The sequence below is a fragment of the Gemmatimonadaceae bacterium genome (assembly GCA_036496605.1).
GTDB lineage: Bacteria > Gemmatimonadota > Gemmatimonadetes > Gemmatimonadales > Gemmatimonadaceae > AG2.
The window spans coordinates 13,089-35,171 of sequence record DASXKV010000030.1 but is presented as its reverse complement, the minus strand read 5'-3'; the positions used below and the strand labels follow the sequence as shown (position 1 = coordinate 35,171).

The window sequence follows — 22,083 nt, the reverse complement described above, 5'->3', positions numbered from 1 at the left end:
TTTAGCGATCGCTCGCCGAGAGCGTGCGTACAACCTTGCCGGCGTCATCGAGGAATTCGATTCGTGCCGCGCCTGAGGAGTCGACGACCATCCGCAGGCGCGGCCGCGACTGCGCGTCCGCGAGCACGACCGTCGCCGTCTTGTCGTTCTGTTTTCCGACGAACACGCGTTGCGCGCCGGCGAGACCGAGCTTGATCGCGCTATCGCGCACAGCCGCCATGCGACGCGTCTTTTCCGGCCCATCCGCCATCTGCTTGACCGGCTCGATCATGTCACCGAGTACCGATATCGGTTGGTTCGGACGATCCCACACGCGAAGACCGGCGGACCGCCGGCCATCCTGCTCGTCGTACGTGAGGCCCACCGTCTGGTCCTGACCGTATTGATCGAACATGAAACCAGCGTTCGCCGAGACGTGGCCGTCCCGGGTGTGTCCGCTGAAGCCCATGCCGCCGTTCTCGCTGCCTTCCTCGTTGTAGAAGATCATCCCGGCCTCGTTCCGGCCGCTCCGATGATAGGTCTTGCCGCCGATGATGGCGTCCGGTGCGCGCTCGGCGTTCGAGATCACCAGTCGCGGAGTGCCGTTAGGCGCGATGATGTTGATGCGCTGGACGTCGATCTCGTCGAACCGCGGCTTCTGGACGGATCGCGTGAAGGCGGCGATGCCGGCGACGCCGAACAGCGTGCAGCCGACGAGATACGCGCGCGACGCGAGGCGCCGCGTCGTCGATGTGGAGAGAGTGGCCATGGAAGGAAGGGAAGGAGGGAAAGGCTCAGTTTCGAGATGACGTGTCGGTGCGCGGCGGAGAGGGCAGTCGCCTAACGGGCCGCACGATGAGAACGCCCACGCGCGCCGTCGGGTCCGTCGGACGCCGCGAGTCGGCGATGATCATCTCGTCCGTTGGCGAAGCGCCGTCGACGCGCCACTGCCACACGTAGCGACCCTCGGTGAGCGGCAGCTCCACCGTCCACACGTCGCCGACACGCGTCGCCGGGATCGGCTTCGCGAGGAAGTTCCCCGTCAGCTCGACGGTATGGGCCGTGGGCGCCTGCAGCGCGAATCGCGCCGTGTCGCCCCAGTGGCGCCGAATGAGAAAATGATGATCGGGATCGACGCGCGCCTCGGTGACACTACCGAGACCGGTCACGTCGATCGTGTCGGCACGCGACGTCAGGTGAACCGGACGCCTCACGAGGCCCGCGCCCGTCGTCAGCTCCACGTCGAGCGGCAAGTCGAAGGGTGGCGTGGGCTGCGACTGCGTGACGATCACCTTGCCGCCTTCGACTCGCGCATCGACGTCGGGGATGTATTTCTCCATGAGCCACGGCATAACGAGTGGGCTCACGTCGCGGCCGGACGCTTTGTTCATGTCGGCGATGAGCTGCTCGTAGCCGTTCGGTCCATAGCCCGCATGACGTACGAAGTCGCGCATCCCGCGATCGAAGGCGCTGTCGCCCAGTACGTGCTCGAGCTGATGAAAGATCCACGAACCTTTGTAGTAGTGAATTCGGCCGTTGTCGGGATCGCCGAGCAGCGTCTGTCGCCCCTCGAAGCCGCCCTGAAAGCCGGCGCGATCCTGGCCTCCCATGTAGGCCGTGTAGAGTCGCTCCCACACTGCCTGCCTGGCGGCGGGACCATAGAGATCGCCCAGCACCAGCGACTCACAATACGTCGCCCATCCTTCCTGCAGGAAATTGGCGGCAGGTCCGCTCGCGTCCATCGTCCATCCATGCGCCACTTCGTGCGCGAAGGCGGCCGAGGGCCCGAGGACCGGCTCGTCCAGGAGCAACACGTTGTCTCCGGCGACGACGGCGTTGTTCATCCGCACGGTGAATCCGGAGCCATGTAGCACCCGATTCTCCACCACCGCCAGATAGCGCGACGGCCACTGTGGCTCGCCGAATCGCGGCGTCAGCAGTCGATACTCTCGCGCCACGAACTTGGCGAGCGAATCGTGCGAGAAGCGAAACTTCGGTGTGACGAACGTCTCGAATGTGAAATCATCGATTCGCGACGTCGTTCGCTTCCAATCCTTGTCGTACATCAAGCTGAGAATGAACTGCGGGTGGATGCTCTCGCCCTGGATGGTGCGGACTCCGTTCGTCACCGCGTCCGTCTGCGGCACACTCGTCGTCAGCTGGTACGCGGCTGGAATCGTCACCGTCACGGTGAGCGCCGCGAAATCGTTGCCGCTGTCGTAGTTGAAGAAAGGCAGCCAGGCATCCGTGTTCTCGAGCGCTCCGAACGCTGGTGCCGCCGATGTGTCCGTGAGAGGACGCTCATCATCGGCGATCACGTATCGAAGCGCGACGCGGGCATGGGTCTCGGGGCGAGCGGCAATCCACAGTACGCCTCCGGCGAGCTGATACTCCACCTCTTTGCCGTCGAGCCGAACGACCTGAAGCTTCGCGCGATTGTTGAGTCGTAGCGCGAGCCCGAAGGCACTGCCGACCGTCGCATCGAGCGTGTCTACGATGAGACTCTGATGTCCGGGGTCGAGCGCAACGTGAATCTTTTGCGTGTGAATGACGGTCGCGCTGTCGAGCGGGAGCTGACGCCCGAGATACCACGCGCCGCCGCGTCGCGTCGCCTCGTAGTAGCCGGCGAGCCGTCGGACCTGGTTCGTCTCATCACCGCCGGCCGAAAGCCCGCTCCCGTGACCGGCGTGCACGACGGGCGTGAGCAGGAGAACGGCACGATCCGTGGACGACCACACAACGCGTCCCGGTCCACCGTCGCGGCTGCTCGCTCGCTCGACGGCCGTGTGCATGACACGCCGGCCGAGTGGGTCACCATACACGCTGTCGAACGCCGCAATGGAACCCGTCGCGAATCGCGCGAGTATGAGGTGCGCGAGCGAGTCCGGTGTCGGGGCGCCGACGTACTGTGCACGCAGGGGACGGGTTGCGACGTTCGCAGCGGAAATCGCGAGGGCGATTCCCAACGCACGGGAACGAGAGAGACAGCCTGGACTCGGCACGCGGTGCTCCTGGTTGGTCGGGCGCGCGAAACGGAAGGTGTACATTCGTACGGACAAATGCTAAGTTGATCGCGCCGCGGCATTCTCACCAGTCCGTCCGGCGGCCCGCGTCCCGAATTAGTGCTCTCCCTTGGATCGCGGCGGAATCCACTCGACGTGCCTCTTACGGGCCCGCGGTACCAACTCTAATTTGTCCGTACCATTGGCGGCCACGCCGATTTCTACCACGAGGAGACCACGATGAGACGTCGCACATGGCTTGCGGCGATGCTGTTCTCGGCGACCAGTGTCGTCACCACGGCAGTCGGCGCGCAACAGGCGGGTACGGGTATCATCGCCGGAAAGGTGACCGATGCGCAGTCGGGCGGCCCGCTCGAGGCGGTGACGATCGCCGTCCAGGGGACGCAGCTCGGCGCCAGCACGGGACCAGACGGCACGTATCGGATCACACGCGTGCCGAGTGGCGCGCACGTCGTAACCGCACGACGCATCGGCTACGGCGCCACCACACGTAATATCACCGCGAGCGACGGGCAAACCCTGACGCTCGACTTCGCGCTTCAGACCTCGGCGGTGAATCTGCAAGAGGTCGTCGTCACCGGAACCGCCGGCAATCAGACGCGCGCCGCGCAGGGCGCGGTCGTCGCGACGATCGACGCTAGCGCCGTGACCACCCAGGCGCCCGTCTCGACGCTCACGCAGGTGCTCGAGGGCCGAGTCGCCGGGGTGAACGTGACGACGACGTCGGGCACGTCCGGTACCGCTCCTCGCATCAACATCCGCGGCGCAGCGTCGATCTCGCTGTCCAACGCGCCGCTGGTGTTCATCGATGGTGTTCGCGCGTACAGCGGTTCGCGCAACGACGTCGGTTCGTATCACGGACTCGAGATCCTCGGCGGCCAATCGGTCACGGCACTCAACGACATCAATCCCGACGACATCGAGAGCATCGAGGTCGTGAAGGGCCCCGCTGCTTCGACGCTCTATGGCGCCGACGCGTCGGCGGGCGTCATTCAGATCATTACGAAGAAAGGACGCCTCGGCTCCCACGAATTCCGTCAGAACATCACGACCGAGTACAACCAGATCACCCCGAATTTCACGCCGCGCACGCTCTATGGTACGTGCGGCGCCGGGGATATCGGAGCCGGCGGCGCACCACTCTGCCAGGGCAAGACCGTCGGCAGCGTCATCTCCGACAATCCCCTCCAGCGCGAAGGCGTTTTCAGTAATGGCAATCTCGGCTCGCTCGACTACAACGCGCGCGGCGGCGGCGACAGCTTCGGCTACTTCGTGTCGGCCGACGCGAGCAACGAACAGGGTACGACGCGCAACAACTCGACGCAGCGGCGCACGGGCCGCGCGAGCTTCAACTGGGTCACGACGCCCACGTTAGGCATCGACGCCACGGTTGGGCTCAGCCGGAACGACTACCGGCTTCCCGACGGCGACGACGCCAACTACGGCTATCTGACGCAGCAGTACGCCCTCTCCAATATCTACGGGGTGCAGGTTGCGTCGAACGGAGCACGCAGTGGTGGTTTGAGCACTCCCGTGGCAGGGCTCGAGGCGGTCCAGAACGAGCTTACGACGATGCGCTTCACGCCGTCGACGCAGGTCCACTATAGCCCATTCTCCTGGTTCACGAATCGCCTGACGCTTGGCGCCGATCTATCCTCGACGCACGGTGTCACCTTCTATCCGAAGAACAGCCAGAACTGGTACTCGGGCGATCAGTCGAACGGCTACGTCGAGGACGTTCAGAATCCGATCAACATCTACACCGTCGATTACCTCGGGAACATCCACACGGCCTTCGGTCGCGATAAGAACATCGCCTCGGATTTCTCGTTTGGCAGTCAGTACATCAACACGGTCACGAATTATCTGGCCGGCATCGGCATCGGTCTCGCCACCAACTCGTCCAACCTCGTCTCCTCCGCGGCGACGAACGAGTCGCACCAGACGTACAGCCAGGCAAAGTCGCTCGGTCTCCTCGCGCAGGAGCAGTTGTCCTTCGGCCAGACGCTCTTCCTGCAGGCCGGCGCGCGAGTCGACCGCAACTCCGCATTCGGGAGCGCCTTCGGCTCACTGTTCCTGCCGAAGGTGAGTGCGTCGTATGTCCTGTCGCAGGAGCCCTTCTGGCAGCGCATCGCACCTGGGATCTCGACGTTCCGGCTCCGAGCCGCGTACGGTACGACGGGGCGCTCACCCGACCCAGGCGCTTCGCTCCGGACGTACGCGCCATTCACCTACGTCACGCCGTCCGGCGGCGTCGGGCCCGGCGTCGTTCAGGCAAGTCCAGGAAATCAGAATCTCAAGCCGGAGCGAGGAACGGAGTTCGAGGGTGGCTTCGACGCGGGCTTCTTCCACGAGCGCGCGGGCATCGAGCTCACCTTCTTCGACAAGCGCACGTCGGATCTGCTCCTGCTCAATCCACTCGCGCCGTCTCTGGCGTACACGAGCAATCCCTACATCAACGCGGGAAAGGTCGACAACCGCGGTATAGAGTTTACTCTCCACGCCTCGCCCATCGATCGCCGCAACCTGCGATGGGATGCGGCACTGAACGGCGCGACGCTCGACAACAAGCTGGTCAGCCTCGGTCCAATAACGATTCCGGCGCAGTCCGAGATCAGCCCCGATCTCACGTATCGCTACGTGATCGGCAAGCCACTCGCGTCGTGGTACTCGAGCCAGATCACGAGCATCGACACCCTCGCCGGCGTTGCGACGGTGACGGGCACGCCGGTGTATACGAGCCCGCAGTTCCCGACGCTGACGGCGAACTTCAGCAGCACCTTTACGCTCTTCCGAAACTTCCGGCTCTACGGACTCATCACCCATCAGCAGGGTGCGAAGCTTCTCAACGTCACTCCGCTCTATCAGGATCTCACCGGTACCAGCGCGGGATTGAACCTGCCTGCAGACCAGGGCGGTTACAGCAAGACGGAGCTGATCGCCCATTCGGGTCCGTTCAAGACGCCGAGTGGTGCGTCCGTCCCGCTCGTGCTCGACCGGTATTTGCAGCCGACCAACTTCGTTAGGCTGCAGGAGGTGTCGCTCTCATACGACCTGCCGAACGAGCTTGCGCAGCGCGTGCGCGCAGCGGGCGCATCGCTGGTTGTCGGCGGACGCAACCTGCACATCTGGAAGAACAAAGCATTCGACGGTCCCGATCCGGAGCTGCAAGCCAATACCGTGAACGGCGGTCAGCGGCAGTTTCCCTCGGTCGAAGAGTTCACGGTGCCGAGTGCGCGCCGTTGGATCGTCCGCCTCAACCTCCAGTTCTGAGGATCAGAGCCATGAATAAGAGATCTCTATCGATCGCAGTGGCTCTCGCTGGCGTCGTGGGAGCGGCCGGGTGCAACATGGACGTCTCGAATCCGTCCGTGATCGACGCTGCCACCTTCAACCCCAACGCTGACGGCACGACACTGTCGCTTTCGGCGCAGACCAACTTCTTCATTGCCTTTCAGAGCGTCGCGCTCTACGGCGGCTTGATCTCGGAAGAGCTCTGGAGTGGCGCCGCGCGGCTTCAACAAAATAGAATCGCCGCACGTACGTTCGCATCGACCGACGACATCAACGCGGATTTCTTCGCGCCATTGAGTCTCGCCATCGCGTCAAACGAGAATGCCGTTGGCGCGTTGCAGGGCGGGCCTGGTGCCGCGTCGGACGTCAATCTCGCGCGCGCATCGATGAACCTCGGCTTCGCGCTCGAGCTCATGGCCGAGTCGGCGTGCGCCGGCGTCATTCAAGGTGGGCCGCAGTTGAGCGATGCGCAGCTGATCGACTCGGCGATCACGCGCTTCACGACTGCCGTGACGGTTGCGACTGCCGCCGGTTCCCCGGGCGCTGCAATCGTGAATGCGTCGAACGTCGGTCTCGCGCGCGCTTACCTGCAAAAGGGCGACTACACGCACGCGAGTCAGACGGCCGCCCTGGTCCCGCCGAGCTTTTCCACGAACGTGATCACGAGCGCCAACGTCAGCACCCAGGGAACGTTAGGCAATCAGTTCTTCAGGATCACGGCTCAAGCACAGATCGTCGCGCCGAAGCTCTATCGGACGGGCGATCCGCGCATGCCCGCCGACAGCACACGTCCGGGATCGACGCTCAATGGCGTTGCGTACGTCGTCCAGGCGAAGTACAACACGTACGGCGATCAGATTCGACTCGCGTCCTCGCTCGAAGCGCAGTACATCGCGGCGGAAGCAGCGATTCACGGCAGCAATAGCACCGCGGCCGCGATTACGCTCATCAATGCGCGTCGCGCCGTCGGCGGACAGGGAACCTATGCTGGAGCGACGGACACCTTGTCGATAATGGGTGAACTGCTCAATCAGCGCGCGCGTGACTTCTGGCTCGAGGGGAAGAAACTGGGCGATCTCCGCCGCAATCCCTCGGTCCCGGTGACCGCCGTGCTGACCGAGGCCAACGGTGCAAACACTTACTTCCCCGGCAAGAATCCGCCGACGTTCGGCAGCAACCTCTGCACACCGATTCCACCGCAAGAGACGAGCGCGAATCCGAACTTCAATCCCTGATCGCGTCCGTTAGAGATTTCTCACTCTCGGAAATCGCGGCCGGTGCGTCTTGCGTCGGCCGCGTCGCGCTTCTTCGATCGCGTGACTGGCCTATGCCGGTTGGCCACATTACAGATTGATCATGCCGAGTTTCCGCTTTGTCATCTTAGCGATCTCCACGATCGCCATCGCTGCTTGTCAATCGCCGCGCATTGCGACGGCCCCGTCACCGATTTCGTCCCACGAGGCGGGTCCGACAAGCCGTTCGCTGCAGATGATCGTCGTCGTCACCGACGACTGGACTTCCGTTCCCGGCGTCATGCGCCGCTACGTTCGCGACGGCGTCCGCTCGAGTTGGCGGCAGGTTGGGCCGGAGGTGCCCGTCGTCGTGGGCTCAGCTGGACTCGGTTGGGGCGACGGCATGCATGGCGTGGGCAGTCCGGGAGAGCCGGGACCGATCAAACACGAAGGGGATCAGCGTTCACCGGCTGGCGTCTTTCGGTTGACGTCTGCGTTCGGCTATGTGCCGAAAGATTCGGTGTCGTGGATCAAGTTGCCGTACACCCAGGCCACCGATGCGTACAAGTGCGTCGACGATGCGGCCTCCGTGCACTACAATCAGATGCTGCTCGCTGCGCGCGGCTCGGCGATCGACTGGCACAGCGCCGAAGACATGCATCGCCGCGACTCGCTCTACAGTCTGGGCGTCGTGGTCGAGCATAACGCGAATGGCCGCGAGGTCGGTGGTGGCTCGTGCATCTTTCTCCACATCTGGCCCGGGCCAGACGGCAGCACGGTTGGCTGCACGGCGTTTCGGTCCGACGTCATGCGAGAGATGCTGGCGTGGCTCGATCCCGACGCCCTTCCCATTCTCGTGCAGTTGCCACGGAGCGCGTACGATCGCCTTCGCGGCACGTGGGCGCTGCCATAGCGTCAGCCCGATAGTTTCCATGCATGGCAATTCCTGAGATCATCGAACACCGCCGTTCCATCAAGAGATTCACCGGCCGTGCGATTACACGAGAGGAGATCGAGACACTCCTCGACGCCGCGATACTGGCTCCGAATCATCGCCTCACCCGGCCGTGGCGCTTTTACGTCCTCGGCCCCGAATCTCGTTATGCATACGGACTCGCGCTCGGCGAACGGAAGGCGCGGAAGCTCCCGGATCAAGGGGCCGCTCGTACCCTGCGCGAAACGATCGCCGGCGAGCACCGCGACTTGCCGTGCATGATCGCCGTCTCCGTCGTCGTGAACGAGAATCCGGAGACCCGCGAGGAGGACTACGCCGCGGCAATGATGGCGATCGAAAACCTCGCGCTCGCGGCGGTTGCGCTTGGGCTGGGCACCCACATCAAGACGGGCGGCGTCATGATCGACGCCGCATCGCGCGCGGCGGTCGGCGTCGGCGAGACGGAGCGGATCGTCGCGATCGTGAACGTCGGCGAGCCGGCCGAGCAGCCCGCGCCACGCAAGCGGGAGCCCGCGGCTGGGTTCACGACCTGGCGCCCTTGAGCCCAACGAGGCAATTGGCTGGCGGATGCCGCAAACCTAGCCATAGATGAGCCGGCGTGCCCTTGACATCTAGGTATCGCTCGTTGAACAATACCTAGACTGCTTGGGACAACGTGCCGATGCCTGCCACCAAAGATCGTCTCCACGGAACGCTCGACGCCCTGGTTCTCAAAACACTCACGTTCGGGCCGCGCCACGGCTACGCAATCGTGCGCTGGCTGAGTGAGCAGACGCGCGACACGCTGATCGTCGAGGAAGGCTCACTGTATCCCGCGCTCTATCGCATGGAGCGCGATGGCTGGATCGAAGCCGATTGGGGCACGTCCGAGCTCGGACGCAAAGCCAAGTTCTATCACATCACCGACAAAGGCCGACGCCAGCTGCGCGACGAGACGAAGGAGTTCGCCAGCTTCGTCGCCGCGGTCGCACCCCTGCTGCTGCCCGCGTGACTCCGCGTCGACAGTGGCCGCGTCTCCGGCGCGCGTCGGTGCAGGACGAGGTGGAAAGCGAGCTCGCTTTTCACCTCGAGATGACCACTCGTGAGTTGATGGAGCTCGGAATGACCCGCACCAATGCCCGTCTCGAGGCCGAGCGCCGATTCGGCGACAGTGCGTCCATCAATGCGGAGTGCCGCCGCTATGGTGAGGAGCGCGATCGCAAGGCGAGTCGCGCCGAATTGCGTCACGAACTGCGCCAGGACGTCAGCTTCGCGATCCGGCAGCTCTCTCGCAAACCCGGATTCACGGCCGTTGCCGTGCTCACGCTGGCGTTAGGCATCGGCGCGACGGCAGCTGTCTTCAGCGCGCTCGACGCCGTGGCGCTGCGGCCGCTCCCATTCCCGGACGCCGACCGAATTGTCCGCGTCTACCCAACGCGGTCGAGCGGCCTCTCTGATCCGTCGGTGCCCGAGTTTCTCGCGTATCGCGACGTCCGCGCGTTCGATCACGTCGCCGCCGCGGTTCTCCAAGCCGGCATCACGCTGCGGCTCGGCGACGTCCCCGAGATGATCACCGGCGGTCGCGTAAGTGCCGACTACTTCGGCGTGTTCGGAGCGCGGCCGTTGCTCGGTCGCACCTTCACGCCGGAGGAAGATTCGCCTGGCCGCTCGAATGTCGCGGTGATCAGCTATCGGCTGTGGATGAGCCACTTCAATGGCGATCGCGGCGCGCTCGATCGCGTCGTCGAGATGGACGGAACGCCGCACACGATTATCGGCGTCATGCCGCCGAGCTTCGATGTCACCCGTGGCAGTGAAGACATCTGGACGCCGACTGCCTTCACACGCGACGACGCGACGAAGTATGGTGAGCATTATCTCAAGGTCTTTGCGCGGCTCCGTCCCGGCGTGACGATTGCCCAGGCGCGCGCGGCAACGACACTCGCCGAGCGCGCCACCGCCGAGCGGATCCCTGAGCGCTCGTCCCCCATCACGGACTATGGCGCCGACATCCATAGCTATCGCGATGATCTCGTCGGCAATTATCGCTCGCTCTTGTTGGTGCTGCTCGGCGCGGTGGGCTTCGTACTGCTCATCGCATGCGTGAACGTTGCAAACTTGCTACTCGCGCGCGCGACCGTACGCGCGCGCGAGCTTGCGATCCGCGCCGCGTTGGGTGCTGGACAGGCGCGACTCGTGAGGCAGCTCCTCACCGAGAGCCTCGTCCTTTCCCTCACTGGTGCTTTCCTCGGCCTGGGCGTTGCGGTCGGTCTGCTGCGCGTCATTCTCGGTGTCAGCCCCGAGGACATCCCGCGGCTCGAGCAGGCGCGCATCGACTGGCGTGTCTTCGCATTCACGCTGGCCGTCGGCGTCGTGAGCGCGATCGTCTTTGGTCTCTTTCCCGCGTTCCGCGCGGCGCGAGGGCAATTGCAGCAAACGCTGCGCGAAGGCGGGCGCAGCTCCGTCGCCCGCGATCGGTTACGACCCGTGCTCGTCGGCGCCGAGATCGCGCTAGCGATCACGCTGCTCGTTGGCTCCGGTCTGCTCATTCGCAGCGCCTGGCTCATGCAGCACGTCGATCCAGGATTCGATCCACATGGTGTGCTGACGGCGAGACTGATATTACCAGCCGCCCGCTATCCGAGCGGTGCGGACGTCGTCCGCGCGTACACCGAGATCCGTGACGAAGCCGCGCGCGTCCCGGGCGTGCAGTCGGCGGCGACGGTGTCGGTCGTGCCGCTCTCGGGTTCGTCGATGGCGTCGTCTGTCGCCAGCGAGGGTCAGGCCGAGAACGACAAATCGCCGACGGCGAATTTGCGGCTGGCGAGCAGCGGCTACTTCTCCACGATGCGCATCCCGATCATAGTCGGCCGCGACATGGCGACGACCGACAATTCGTCGACGCCGGGCATCATGGTCATCAATGAAGCGCTCGCCCGTCTGCTCTGGCCTTCGATCGACCCGCGCGACGCGATCGGGCGTCGCATCAGTGCGGTCGCCTCGAAGAAGGATCCCAAGTATCGCGAAGTCGTCGGCGTCGTCGCGAATCTGCACGACGCCGGGCTCAATCAATCGCCGGCGCCGGAGTTCTACATCCCGCTCACCCAGACGCCCGACGTCCTCTGGCCAGTCATCCAGCGTTCGATGGTCGTCGTCGTTCGCGGTCCATCGGCGAAGGGAGCAGCCGAAGCATTGGCGCGGCCGCTCGGCCGCGCGGTTGGCCGTGTCGACCCATCGCTGCCGCTCACCGAAGCGACGTCGATGGATCAGTTCCTTCGTGCGTCGCTCGCGACGGCGCGCATGAACACGGTACTGCTCTCGCTCCTTGGCGGCATCGCGCTCGCGCTGGCGATGGTCGGCATCTACGGCGTCGTGTCGTACTTCGTCAATCAGCATGTGCACGAGATCGGAGTGCGCATGGCGCTCGGCGCGACACCCGGATTGATCTGGCGCTTCGTCATGCAGCGCGGCCTCGCTCCCATCGTTGCCGGCCTGGTCGTCGGCATTGCGTTGTCCCTCGTGACGACGACGGTGCTGCAGCAACAGCTGTATGGCGTGACGCCCCACGATCCCTTTACACTTGGCGGCGTCGGCTCGTTGTTACTCTCGGTCGCGGTGCTGGCGATGTACGTTCCAGCCCGGCGCGCGATGCGCGTTCCGCCAATCGTTGCCCTGAACGAGAGCTGAGATGAGGCTCCAACTGCTGCTTGGAACTCTTCTGTGCGCGGTCGCTGCGACGCGCAGCGTTGTGCCTAACGCTGTGCCCGATCGCCGTGCGCTCTCGCCAACGGATTCTCAGGAGATCAACCTCGGCGCCGCGCTCGTCAAGCAATTCGATCACGACCGCGGAGTCCAGCCGACAATGGAGACGGACCGCATCGAAGCGTATCTGCAGCGCATTGCGGATTCGCTCGGCAAGCATGCGCGCCGCCAGCTCCCGTGGCGCATTCATTTCGATCCGCATCCGGGAATCAAGAGCGGCTTCGCGCTACCCGGCGGCCATATCGTCATCTGGGGCGGTATTCTCGCGTACATGAGCACCGAAGACGAAGCGGCCGCAGTCATCGCGCACGAGATCGAGCACATCGACGACGGTCAGGTCACGCGACGCATCGACAGCCTCGTGCGAACCCAGCATCGCGACGTCAGCGACCCCAAGCAGTGGAACTGGGGCGAGTTCGGCGCGAGCTACGGCGAAACGCTGGAGAATCTCTGCGACTACAAAGGCGCCAAGCTCGCGGTTGCGGCTGGCTACTCGCCCTACGCCTACAAGACCATGCTCGAGAGCTTCATCGCGTTAGGCAAGGTCCACGCGTCCGCTGCGCCACCGCCCAAGGCCATCGTCGACCGGATCAACCAGATCGAGCGCGAGATCGCCGAGGAACATTGGGAATCGCGCACGAGAACGCGGCCGCTGCGCCTTCCGGGAAACGGCTGAGCGAGCCGGCGCGTGACGATCACGAATGACGCAGGGTGATTCATGCGGAGCACACACGTTGTGCTTCCACTCTCACCCTCGTCATGGAGGAGGTTATGTCACGTTTCTTCGTGAGCATGGTCGCGGTTGCATTATTCGCCCTCGTTCCCGCTCACCGCGCCAACGCGCAAGCGCCGGCACGCGTGCAGGGCAACGCGCGAAGCGAAAGAGTCGAAGAGCATCCACGAATTCGCTCGGCGATCAAGGAGCTCCAGGCAGCGAAGGTGGAGCTGCAGAAGGCGCCACACGATTTCGGTGGCCATCGCGCCGACGCCGTCGTCGCCGTGGACAAGGCGATCGAGCAGCTGCGTCTCGCGTTGCAGTACGACAAGCGCTAGTCGTCGCTCACGCCGACGCGATCGAGCGGAGGACCGCGGGCTGCTTCACGGTGAAGCGCGCGCGGCCGCTGCGAACGATCGCGCCGGCGGCGACGAGTGAACGCAGGGCACGGACGATGACCTCGCGCGCGGTGCCCAGCTCGCGCGCGAGCTCTTCCTGCGACATCCCGAGCGTGACGTCCGCGCCTAACGAAGCCGCCTGCGCAAGGAGATGGCCCGCGACACGGGCAGTGACCGTCGTCGCCGTGAGGTCGTCGATGCGCCCCAAGAGAGAACGCGCCCGGATCGCCAGTCGCCGTAGCGCGAATCGAGCAAAGTCTGAATCGTTGCGCAACAACCGTTCGACAACGTGTAACGGCAGATAGACGCATCGAGTCGCGGTCGCGGCTCGCGCGCTGGCGGGGAAGGGACCGCCGCCGAAGACCGGAATCTCTCCAAGGATGCCGCCGGCGCTTTCGCTGTGGAGGAACGCCGAGCTGTTGTCGCGCTCCCGGGTGACGTGCACCCGACCGGAGATGACGAGATACAAGCCATCGGCGGCATCTCCGGCACGGTATAAGGTTGCCTCTTTGGCATAACGGCGCTCCTGGCCGCCGCTCGCGATGCGCGCGAGGGTGGCATCGGGCAGCTCCCGGAGTGCAGGCATCGAGCGAAGCTGCTCGACGGTAATCAGCTGTCCCTCCGAGCCTGGAACCATGGTTCCATCGCCAGTGGTGTGGGGAACGCTATCATAATGCATCTGTCGGTTGCGCCCACCAGGGAGACGATGTTATGAAACGCTCATTGATCATCGCGATGGTGCTGTGTGCCACGAGCTCTCGCCTGCCCGCACAGCAGCAGCCCCGCTCTGCTGCCCACGATAGCGCGTTCGCCGCAATGCAGGCCCGCGGCAAGATAGCAATGGGCGTCGATCAGTACACCTCGACGCATCACTTCGATGCGCTTCCCGATGGCGGCCGCATCGAGCTCCAGCGTGACGTGTCCGATTCAGTCGGCGTCTCGCGCATCCGCTCACATCTGCGCGAGATCGCTCGCGCATTCAAGGCTGGCGACTTCTCGACGCCCGCGACCGTTCACATGCGCGACGTCCCGGGTGCCAAGGTGATGGCCGAGAAGCGGAACGTGATCACGTACCAAGCACGGGACCTGCCGCGGGGTGCGGAGCTGTTCATTCGCACGAATGACGCCGAGGCGCGACGCGCCATCCATGAATTCATGGCGTTCCAGGGGACGGAGCACCACGCGCCTCATCCCTAGTCTCCCAAGGCCTCTCCAGCCAACGCTTTTCCAGATCAAGCTGTCTACCCTCCGTGATCGCTCCCGGAGACGCCTGTGCGCGTGCTGAATCATGATCTCGTGTTCGCGCTCCGACAAGCGCGTCGTCAACCCGTCTTCACGGTCGTCGCGCTACTGACCTTTGCGCTTGGCATCGGCGCCAATACGGCGATGTTCAGCGTCGTCCGTGGTGTCCTGCTGCGGCCCTTGCCCTTCCGCGAGCCCGCGCGCCTCGCCGCCATCTGGCCGACGCGCGCGATCTCGAACGCCGAGCTCCTGTTCATGCAACGTGAGTCGCGCTCGTTCGAGTCCGTCGCCGCGTTGAGCCTGGGGTGGGGAATCGCGATGACGGGCGCCGGGGAGCCGCGCCAACTCCACGCCGCGCGCACATCCGTCAACTTCTTCACCGCGTTAGGCGTGCGGCCACTGCTCGGCCGCACCTTCGCGCCTGACGAATCCGAACGTGGGTCGTGGGATGTCGCCATCCTCAGCTACGACCTGTGGACGACACAGTTCGGTGCCGACGCCGCGGTGCTCGGCCGCGTTGTCGACATGGACGCTCATCCCACGCGTATCATCGGCGTCATGCCACCTGGCTTCGAAGCTCTCCAGGCGGGAGTCGACGCCTGGCTTCCGCTGCAGATCGACCCGAGCTCGCCGTTCCACACCGGTGCCTTGTCGGTCGCTGTCGGCCGGCTCGCGAAAGACGCTTCGTTCGCGAGTGCGACGACCGAGCTGGCGGCGCTGACACCTCGCATGCGTGAGGCGTTTGGCTACGCCGACGACTATGCTCGCGGCGCTACGGTGACGAGCCTCCACGCGAGTCTCGTCGGCGACGTACGTCGCTCGCTCTTCGTGCTGCTCGGTGCCGTGGGCCTGCTCGTACTGATTGCTGTCGCGAATGTCGGCAACCTGATGTTGGCGCATACGTCCGGGCGGCGTCGCGAGCTCGCGGTCCGACGCGCGCTCGGCGCCTCGCCGCGCCAGATCGCCAGGCAGCTGCTCGTCCAGAGCCTAACGATTGCCGTCGCTGGCGGACTCCTCGGGATGCTTGCGGGTGTTCTCGGTCTGCATCTGCTGAAAGGAATCTTGCCGGCGTCGCTGCCGATGCTCTCGGCGGTGAGACTGGACTGGAGCGTGCTGGCCGTCTGTAGCGGGATCACGATCGGCGCGGGGCTCCTCTTCGGCATTGGTCCGGCGATTCTTGCCTCGCGCGTCGACCCCGACGGCGCGCTGCGCGCCGGCGCGTCGGAATCGAGCAGCCGCGGTCACTCATTCATGCGCGACGCGCTCGTCGTGGCCGAGGTCGCCCTTGCGGTCGTGCTGGTCGTCGGCGCCGGACTGATGACCGAGACGCTCTGGCGACTCAATCGCGTCGACATCGGCTTCGACCCGCGCAATGTAGTCACGTTCCTCATTCAGCCGACCAGCGGGCAAATCGACTCGCCGGAGCGCGGAACTGCCTACTTCAACGAAATCACGCGCCGTATCGCGGCGATTCCAGGCGTACGCAGCGTTGGCGCCGCTCAGCATCTTCCACTCACCGGCTTCAACTGGCGCGGTAGTCTCGATATCGAGTCGCGACCGATCCCGGCAACGGCGTCGCATCCGTCGATCATCTGGCGATCCGTCGTGGCGGACTACTTCGCAGCGATGGGCATTCCGCTCGTGCGCGGCCGCCTTTTCGCGACGACGGACGGGCCGTACGCCCCGTCGGTAATCGTCATCAGCGCGTCGATGGCAAAGCATTACTGGCCCGACCGCGATCCGATCGGCGAGCGCATGCGGTTGGGCAACGGAACGCAGAAGCAATGGGCGACGATTGTTGGCATCGTCGGCGACGTCCGCTCCGCTGCGCCTAACGTGCCGCCGGTCGAGGAAGCGTACCGGCCTAACGCGCAACAAGATCTGCGCTTCATGCATTTTGTCGTGCGCGGCAACGTGGATCCGCTCACGCTGGTCGCGCCGATCCGCGCCGCGGTTCATTCGTTCGATCAAACCGTTCCTGTCGCCGAGGTGCGGCTCCTCGGCGACGTGTTCGCGGCATCGACGGAGACGAGTCGCGTCGTCACACGATTGCTCATCGGCTTCGCGTTGCTCGGCTTGGTCCTCGGCGCTGTCGGGATTTATGGTGTGATCTCCCACTCCGTGGGACAACGAACGCGCGAGCTCGGAATCCGTACGGCGCTCGGCGCCATCGAGCGTCGCATCACCGTCATGATCGTCGGTGAGGGTTTGCGTACGGCCGGTATCGGGATTGTGATCGGCGTCGTCGCGGCGGTCCTCGCGGCACGTTCGCTCGAGACAATGTTGTTCGAGGTGAGTGTGGTCGACCCGTTCATCTATGCGTCTGTCATCGGCACACTGTTGTTCGTTGCGCTCGCGGCCTCGTACTTCCCGGCGCGTCGCGCCGCGCGAATCGATCCCTTGATCGCGCTACGCAACTGGTGATCGGTCATTGGTGACTGGCCCTTGGAAACTGGTTATGCAACAGAAAACACCAACCAGCCGCCAATCACCAACAACCAGCCGCCAACTACCCGAGTAGTCAGCTAACTCGCTCTCGCTCGGAGCCCGTCGGCGCCTTAGACTCTTCGCGTGACGACGGCCTCCCTGCCAATGCTGCGACGCTCGCCACCGCGATGGCTTCTCATCGCGTTGGCTGGACTCGTTCCGGCCACGTTGAGCGCGCTCGACGCCTATGTGCAGTCGCGGCTTGCCGGACAGCGACGCGTCCCCTGGCCGAATGTCATCTTTTCGAGCAGTGAGTGGCTGTTCCTCGCCGCCCTCACGCCGATTGTCATTCAGCTCGCGCGTCGCGTGCCTCTCAGACGCGATCGGATTGGGCGCGTCGTCGTCGTCCATGTGGTTGGCGCGCTCCTCCTCTGCATCGGCTGGGCGACGCTCGGCATTGCGTGCGGCTGGCTGCTGCGCACCTATCCGTGGCAGGGCCATTTCGGTAGGGATTACCTGAGTTGGATCATGACCAGCGTCCCCTGGTCGGTGGTGATGTACTTCGCGTTCCTCGGCTGCGTGTACGCGTTTACTTATTTCGCCGAGGCGCGTGAGCGAGAGGCTCAGCAGGCACGGCTGTCGGCGCAGCTCGCCGAGGCACGTCTGGGGGCGCTGCGCATGCAGCTGAACCCGCACTTCCTGTTCAATAGCCTCAATGCACTCGCGGTACTGGTTCGCGATCAGCGGACTCGCGACGCCTCGCGCATGCTCGAGCTGTTAGGCGCCGTGTTGCGTCAGGTTCTCCAGGGCGAGAAGCGGCAAGAGGTGCCGTTGAGTGAAGAGCTGCGCTTCGTCGAGCGATATCTCGCGATCGAGCAGGTTCGCTTCTCCGATCGACTGCAGTTGCGGTGGTCGGTCGATTCGTCATTGGACGACGCCCTCGTCCCGGAGTTCATTCTCCAGCCGCTCGTCGAGAATGCAGTTCGTCATGGAATCGCGAAACGGAGCGAGGCAGGTACGATCGAAGTTGGCGCGGTCGCCGACGGAGGGCAGCTCGTGTTGAGCGTACGGGACGACGGGCCGGGATATCGCGAGGAGCAGAAGGATGCTGGCGTTGGTCTCGCGAACGTGCGTGCTCGGCTCGAGACGCTGTTCGGTAGCGCCGCCAGCCTGGAGTTGCGCCGGGGCGAAAGTGGTGGCACGATTGCCATCGTGAGACTGACCCTCCGGAGACCTTCGGATGCTTGACGAGGTCCGCGTACATGCCCTGATCGCCGACGACGAGCCGCTCGCTCGGCGCGGCATTCGGCAACTCCTCGCGCCCCATCACGACGTCGACGTCGTAGGTGAGGCGCGCAACGGCCGTGAGACTGTGCACCTCGCGCGTACGCTTCGGCCCGACCTTCTCTTCCTCGACGTGCAGATGCCGGAGCTCGACGCATTCGGCGTGCTTCGCGCGCTGACGCCGTCGCCATTACCGGCCGTCATCTTCGTAACGGCGTACGACCACTTTGCGGTTCGCGCGTTCGAGTCGCACGCGCTGGATTATCTCGTGAAGCCAATCGAGGAGGCGCGCTTCGTCGAGGCGCTGCAGCGCACGCGTGATCGCATGCGCTCGCTGGCGGCCGTCGAGCTGTCACACCGACTCGCGGCGCTCCTGTCGCCGCGCGAACGCGCGAGCCTAACGCGTGGACTCTGCCCAACGCGGCTGGTCGTACCAACGTCGGCGGGCGAGTTGGTGCTCGAGGCGGAGGAGATCGATTGGATCGAGGCCGACGACTACTACGCGGCAATTCACGCTCGCGGGCGGCGTCACCTCATGCGTCAATCGCTCGCCGTCCTCGAGCGACGTCTCGACCCCGAACAATTTGTCAGAGCGCATCGCGGGGCGATCGTGAATATCGAGCGTGTTCGCGAGCTGAGGGGAGATGCAGGCGAAACCGTGCTCCTGTTGCGTGACGGGACTCGCGTTCCGGTGAGCCGCCGCCGCCGCGAGCACGTGACGCGCCGCATTCGCGTCCTCGGTGGAGAACCGTTCGCTGCACACTGACGGCCGTTCGCTGAAGGAGGCTGTCGCTCGATTAGCAGGATGGAAATGTTGGGAGGGGCTAGGGGCTAGAGCCTAGGGGATAGGGCCCTAGCCCCTGAGCCCCAGCCTCTAACCCCTCGTATCGTGACCGCGTCTCCAGTCGCTGCTCGCGCGCCATCCTTCGGTGCCTACAGCCCAGATCGCGCTACGTCGCGCATCTCGTCGCTGGACTTCGTTCGCGGCGTCGTGATGATTCTCATGGCGATCGATCACGTGCGCGTGTATTCGGGCGTGCCTGCCGGAGGACCGACACCGGGCGTGTTCTTTACGCGCTGGATCACGCACTTCTGTGCACCGGCCTTCGTGTTTCTCGCTGGCACCGGCGCCTTCTTTCTCGGCCGAAAGCTCGGCGATCCGAAAGCCCTCGCGAAATTTCTGGTGACCCGCGGGCTGCTCCTGGTCGCGCTCGAGCTCACCGTACTTCACGTCGCCTGGACGTTCACGTTCGACTTTACTCATCTCCTCGCTGGCGTGATCTGGATGCTCGGCTGGTGCATGGTACTGATGGCGGCGCTGGTGCAGCTCCCGCCATCGGTCGTCGGCGTCGTCGGCCTCGTGCTGATCCTCGGGCAGAATCTCATCGCGCCGCTCGCCGCCGTGATGCCGCAGTCCACTCAATGGTTCTGGCAGTTCCTGTATCTCGGTGGCGAGGTCAAGGTTGGACCGACGTCGATCTCGGTACTCTACGTCATCGTCCCCTGGATCGGTGTGATGGCCGCGGGCTATGGGTTCGGGACGATCATGGCGCGCGAGCCAGCGGAACGGCGGCGCCTCTGTCTTCGGATCGGTCTCGCCGCAACGGCGGTCTTCATCGTCATTGCGGGCCTACTCGTTGCCCGGCGTCCGGCGCCTAACGGCGCGCCGCCGGCATTGCTCCGTTTGCTCAACCAGCAGAAGTACCCCGCGTCGCAGCTCTTTCTGATGATGACGCTCGGCCCCACCATCGCGCTCATTCCGCTCGCCGAACGCGCCCGCGGTTGGTTCGCCAGCGTCGTCACGACGTTCGGCCGCGTCCCGATGTTCTACTACATGCTGCACATTCCGCTGATTCACGCGACGTCGCTCGTTGCGTGGCTCATTCGCGACGGGAAAGTCGGCGCCGCGCGCTTCGACTCGGCGCCGTACGTCTCGATCCCGCCCACAGAGCGCTGGAGTTTAGCGCTTCTATATCTCGTGTTCGTGATCGTCGTCGCGCTGCTCTATGTGCCATGCCGATGGCACGCCCGACGAAAGGCCGAGCGCCCGGCGGCGTGGATGCGGTACGTGTAGGTGGTTGGTTGTTGGTTGTTGGTGGTCCGATACACCAACAACCAACAACCAACAACCAGCTACGGTGTTACTGCTTTCGGCTTCAGCGTCGGATACTTGATCCCCAGCTGATCCAGGTACGTCGCATACTTCGACGGGTTGTAGTAGAGCGCGCGCATCGCGGGGCGGTACTTGGCCATCGTCTCCGCGTTGAGGAACGTCGGCGGCTGATCGGTCGGCGAGAGGAACGACTTGTACTTCCGGTCCTTCGTCTGCACGTCCCGGAAATACGTCCACGCGTCGGCGATGATTTGCGGCTGCGTGAGCAGATCGATCAGCGTGAGCGCCTGCGCCTTCGCGCCCGCGAGTGTGCCCTTGTGCGCAACCGGCGTCGCCATCGCGATCGCGTTCGCCCACATGTGGCCCGGCAGCCCAGGAATGTTGGCGGGATACCGCAGCGTGACGGTGGGCACGTTCCACGAGACGTCACCGATATCGTCCGATCCGCCGCCCATCCAGTTCTCGAGCGTCTCGCGTCCGCGCAATGGAGCGACCTCCTTGCGCAGCCCGGTCGTCGGTGCGTTGACCTCTGTCTGTACGGCGCGCGCGAGCGCCTGGTCGTTCTCGGTCCATTCCGGCAAGCCGACACGCTTGATATTTTCGTACGTCGCCTCGGCGATCGGCTTGTTGAAGTGGCCGTCCCATGCGGAGCCGAGGATGCGGACGTCGGCAAGTTTGGTGTCGGTCATGAGCGCGGCGCCTTGCGCGATGCGCTTTGCCGTCTCGAACAGCTCCATCGTCTTGTCGTAGTCCTGCTCGCGGAAGTAGAACCAGACCGACGCGCTGCTCGGCACCACGTTAGGCTGATCGCCGCCGTCCTTGATGACGTAGTGCACGCGCGCCTGCGGACGAATGTGCTCGCGACGGAATTCCCATGCTTGCCCCATCAGCATCACTGCGTCGAGCGCACTGCGGCCGCGCCATGGAGCTCCCGCGGCGTGCGCCGACACGCCCTCGAAACGAAATTCGGCCGAGATCAGGGCGCTCTGGCCGCCGGCGCCCCAAGAAACACCAAGATCGTCGCCAACATGGGTGAACAGGACAGCATCGACGTCCTTGAAGACGCCGGCCCTAACGAGGAACGCCTTGCCGGCGAGCTCCTCTTCGGCGACACCGGGCCAGAGCACGAGCGTCCCCGGCATCTTCTCGCGTTGCATGATCTCCTTCACCGCCAGCGCGGCGGCGATGTTCACCGCCTGACCCGAATTGTGTCCCTCGCCGTGTCCCGGCGCGCCCTCGATGAGCGGATCGTGCCAGGCGACCGCCGGCTTGTTACTCGCCTGCGGGATGCAGTCGATGTCCGAGCCTAACGCGATCACCGGCTTGCCCGACCCCCAGCGCGCGACCCAGGCTGTCGGGATCCCCGCAACGCCCCGCTCGACGGTGAAACCGTTCTGCTCGAGTATTCCGGTGAGATACTTCGACGTCTCGAATTCCTGCATACCGAGCTCGCCGAAGGAGAATACCATGTCCACCATTTCCTGAATCTGCTTCGCGCGGCCCTCGACTTTCGAGAGCGCCTCGGTTTTCAGGCGTTCGATGCGGGGGTCGGTGGGTTTGGCTTGCTGGGAGGCTTGCTGAGCGGAGACGCGGACGCTCAGTGGTGCGAGGACTAGAAGAACAGAGGCACTTGTGAGTCGGAGACGTGTCATGAGCATGTGCTCAAAAAGGGTTGAATGA

At 64.5% G+C, this 22,083-nt stretch carries 17 protein-coding genes; 13 read left to right on the top strand and 4 right to left on the bottom strand.

Going from position 1 to position 22,083, the window contains the following annotated elements; genetic code table 11:
• Position 1: 1 nt before the first annotated feature.
• Both VGH98_10225 and VGH98_10220 read right to left on the bottom strand, forming a co-directional pair.
• Complete coding sequence (locus tag VGH98_10225) at positions 2-748, bottom strand: hypothetical protein (protein ID HEY2376337.1); 747 nt, start codon at positions 746-748, stop codon at positions 2-4.
• Between the two features lie 25 nt (positions 749-773).
• On the bottom strand, positions 774-2,981 hold the full coding sequence (locus VGH98_10220) for a M1 family aminopeptidase (GenBank protein ID HEY2376336.1): 2,208 nt from the start codon (positions 2,979-2,981) through the stop codon (positions 774-776).
• A gap of 240 nt (positions 2,982-3,221) precedes the next feature.
• On the opposite strand from VGH98_10220, the gene VGH98_10215 reads away from it, so the two are divergent.
• The 8 genes from VGH98_10215 (at position 3,222) to VGH98_10180 (ending at position 13,277) form a co-directional block, all read left to right on the top strand.
• On the top strand, positions 3,222-6,275 hold the full coding sequence (locus VGH98_10215) for a SusC/RagA family TonB-linked outer membrane protein (protein HEY2376335.1): 3,054 nt from the start codon (positions 3,222-3,224) through the stop codon (positions 6,273-6,275).
• Between the two features lie 11 nt (positions 6,276-6,286).
• Complete coding sequence (locus VGH98_10210) at positions 6,287-7,531, top strand: RagB/SusD family nutrient uptake outer membrane protein (GenBank protein ID HEY2376334.1); 1,245 nt, start codon at positions 6,287-6,289, stop codon at positions 7,529-7,531.
• A 121-nt stretch (positions 7,532-7,652) separates the two neighbouring features.
• Positions 7,653-8,441: a L,D-transpeptidase family protein gene (locus tag VGH98_10205; GenBank protein HEY2376333.1), complete on the top strand. Its 789-nt coding sequence runs from the start codon at positions 7,653-7,655 to the stop codon at positions 8,439-8,441.
• A gap of 23 nt (positions 8,442-8,464) precedes the next feature.
• Positions 8,465-9,025: a nitroreductase family protein gene (locus VGH98_10200; protein ID HEY2376332.1), complete on the top strand. Its 561-nt coding sequence runs from the start codon at positions 8,465-8,467 to the stop codon at positions 9,023-9,025.
• Positions 9,026-9,144: 119 nt separating this feature from the next.
• A complete protein-coding gene (locus tag VGH98_10195; protein HEY2376331.1) occupies positions 9,145-9,474 on the top strand; it encodes a PadR family transcriptional regulator in 330 nt (109 codons plus the stop codon).
• Positions 9,471-12,149 (top strand): ABC transporter permease, encoded by a 2,679-nt coding sequence (locus VGH98_10190; protein ID HEY2376330.1) that lies wholly within the window; start codon positions 9,471-9,473, stop codon positions 12,147-12,149. Before VGH98_10195 ends, VGH98_10190 begins: the two co-directional genes overlap by 4 nt.
• A gap of 1 nt (position 12,150) precedes the next feature.
• Positions 12,151-12,900 (top strand): M48 family metallopeptidase, encoded by a 750-nt coding sequence (locus VGH98_10185; protein HEY2376329.1) that lies wholly within the window; start codon positions 12,151-12,153, stop codon positions 12,898-12,900.
• 95 nt (positions 12,901-12,995) lie between these two features.
• Positions 12,996-13,277 (top strand): hypothetical protein, encoded by a 282-nt coding sequence (locus VGH98_10180; protein HEY2376328.1) that lies wholly within the window; start codon positions 12,996-12,998, stop codon positions 13,275-13,277.
• A 7-nt stretch (positions 13,278-13,284) separates the two neighbouring features.
• On the opposite strand, the gene VGH98_10175 is transcribed toward VGH98_10180, so the two are convergent.
• On the bottom strand, positions 13,285-13,974 hold the full coding sequence (locus VGH98_10175) for a Crp/Fnr family transcriptional regulator (GenBank protein HEY2376327.1): 690 nt from the start codon (positions 13,972-13,974) through the stop codon (positions 13,285-13,287).
• A gap of 74 nt (positions 13,975-14,048) precedes the next feature.
• Here VGH98_10175 and VGH98_10170 point away from each other — a divergent pair, with 74 nt between their 5' ends.
• The 5 genes from VGH98_10170 (at position 14,049) to VGH98_10150 (ending at position 20,364) form a co-directional block, all read left to right on the top strand.
• Positions 14,049-14,534: a hypothetical protein gene (locus VGH98_10170; protein HEY2376326.1), complete on the top strand. Its 486-nt coding sequence runs from the start codon at positions 14,049-14,051 to the stop codon at positions 14,532-14,534.
• Positions 14,535-14,609: 75 nt separating this feature from the next.
• Positions 14,610-17,003: an ABC transporter permease gene (locus VGH98_10165; GenBank protein HEY2376325.1), complete on the top strand. Its 2,394-nt coding sequence runs from the start codon at positions 14,610-14,612 to the stop codon at positions 17,001-17,003.
• Between the two features lie 147 nt (positions 17,004-17,150).
• Positions 17,151-18,254: a histidine kinase gene (locus VGH98_10160; GenBank protein HEY2376324.1), complete on the top strand. Its 1,104-nt coding sequence runs from the start codon at positions 17,151-17,153 to the stop codon at positions 18,252-18,254.
• Positions 18,247-19,056 carry a response regulator gene (locus tag VGH98_10155; GenBank protein HEY2376323.1) on the top strand — a complete coding sequence of 270 codons (810 nt, stop codon included), beginning with the start codon at positions 18,247-18,249 and terminating at the stop codon, positions 19,054-19,056. Before VGH98_10160 ends, VGH98_10155 begins: the two co-directional genes overlap by 8 nt.
• A 123-nt stretch (positions 19,057-19,179) precedes the next feature.
• Positions 19,180-20,364: a heparan-alpha-glucosaminide N-acetyltransferase domain-containing protein gene (locus VGH98_10150; GenBank protein HEY2376322.1), complete on the top strand. Its 1,185-nt coding sequence runs from the start codon at positions 19,180-19,182 to the stop codon at positions 20,362-20,364.
• Between the two features lie 59 nt (positions 20,365-20,423).
• On the opposite strand, the gene VGH98_10145 is transcribed toward VGH98_10150, so the two are convergent.
• The gene (locus VGH98_10145) at positions 20,424-22,055 is read right to left on the bottom strand and encodes an amidohydrolase (GenBank protein ID HEY2376321.1); all 1,632 of its coding nucleotides are present in this window, start codon (positions 22,053-22,055) and stop codon (positions 20,424-20,426) included.
• Between the last annotated feature and the right edge of the window lie 28 nt (positions 22,056-22,083).

Bases quoted from the DNA above. Each gene is read 5' to 3' on its own strand.
- VGH98_10225 (HEY2376337.1), bottom strand. From the start codon at position 748: ATGGCCACTCTCTCCACATCGACGACGCGGCGCCTCGCGTCGCGCGCG.
- VGH98_10215 (HEY2376335.1), top strand. From the start codon at position 3,222: ATGAGACGTCGCACATGGCTTGCGGCGATGCTGTTCTCGGCGACCAGT.
- VGH98_10210 (HEY2376334.1), top strand. From the start codon at position 6,287: ATGAATAAGAGATCTCTATCGATCGCAGTGGCTCTCGCTGGCGTCGTG.
- VGH98_10205 (HEY2376333.1), top strand. From the start codon at position 7,653: ATGCCGAGTTTCCGCTTTGTCATCTTAGCGATCTCCACGATCGCCATC.
- VGH98_10200 (HEY2376332.1), top strand. From the start codon at position 8,465: ATGGCAATTCCTGAGATCATCGAACACCGCCGTTCCATCAAGAGATTC.
- VGH98_10195 (HEY2376331.1), top strand. From the start codon at position 9,145: ATGCCTGCCACCAAAGATCGTCTCCACGGAACGCTCGACGCCCTGGTT.
- VGH98_10185 (HEY2376329.1), top strand. From the start codon at position 12,151: ATGAGGCTCCAACTGCTGCTTGGAACTCTTCTGTGCGCGGTCGCTGCG.
- VGH98_10180 (HEY2376328.1), top strand. From the start codon at position 12,996: ATGTCACGTTTCTTCGTGAGCATGGTCGCGGTTGCATTATTCGCCCTC.
- VGH98_10175 (HEY2376327.1), bottom strand. From the start codon at position 13,974: ATGGTTCCAGGCTCGGAGGGACAGCTGATTACCGTCGAGCAGCTTCGC.
- VGH98_10170 (HEY2376326.1), top strand. From the start codon at position 14,049: ATGAAACGCTCATTGATCATCGCGATGGTGCTGTGTGCCACGAGCTCT.
- VGH98_10155 (HEY2376323.1), top strand. From the start codon at position 18,247: ATGCTTGACGAGGTCCGCGTACATGCCCTGATCGCCGACGACGAGCCG.
- VGH98_10145 (HEY2376321.1), bottom strand. From the start codon at position 22,055: ATGACACGTCTCCGACTCACAAGTGCCTCTGTTCTTCTAGTCCTCGCA.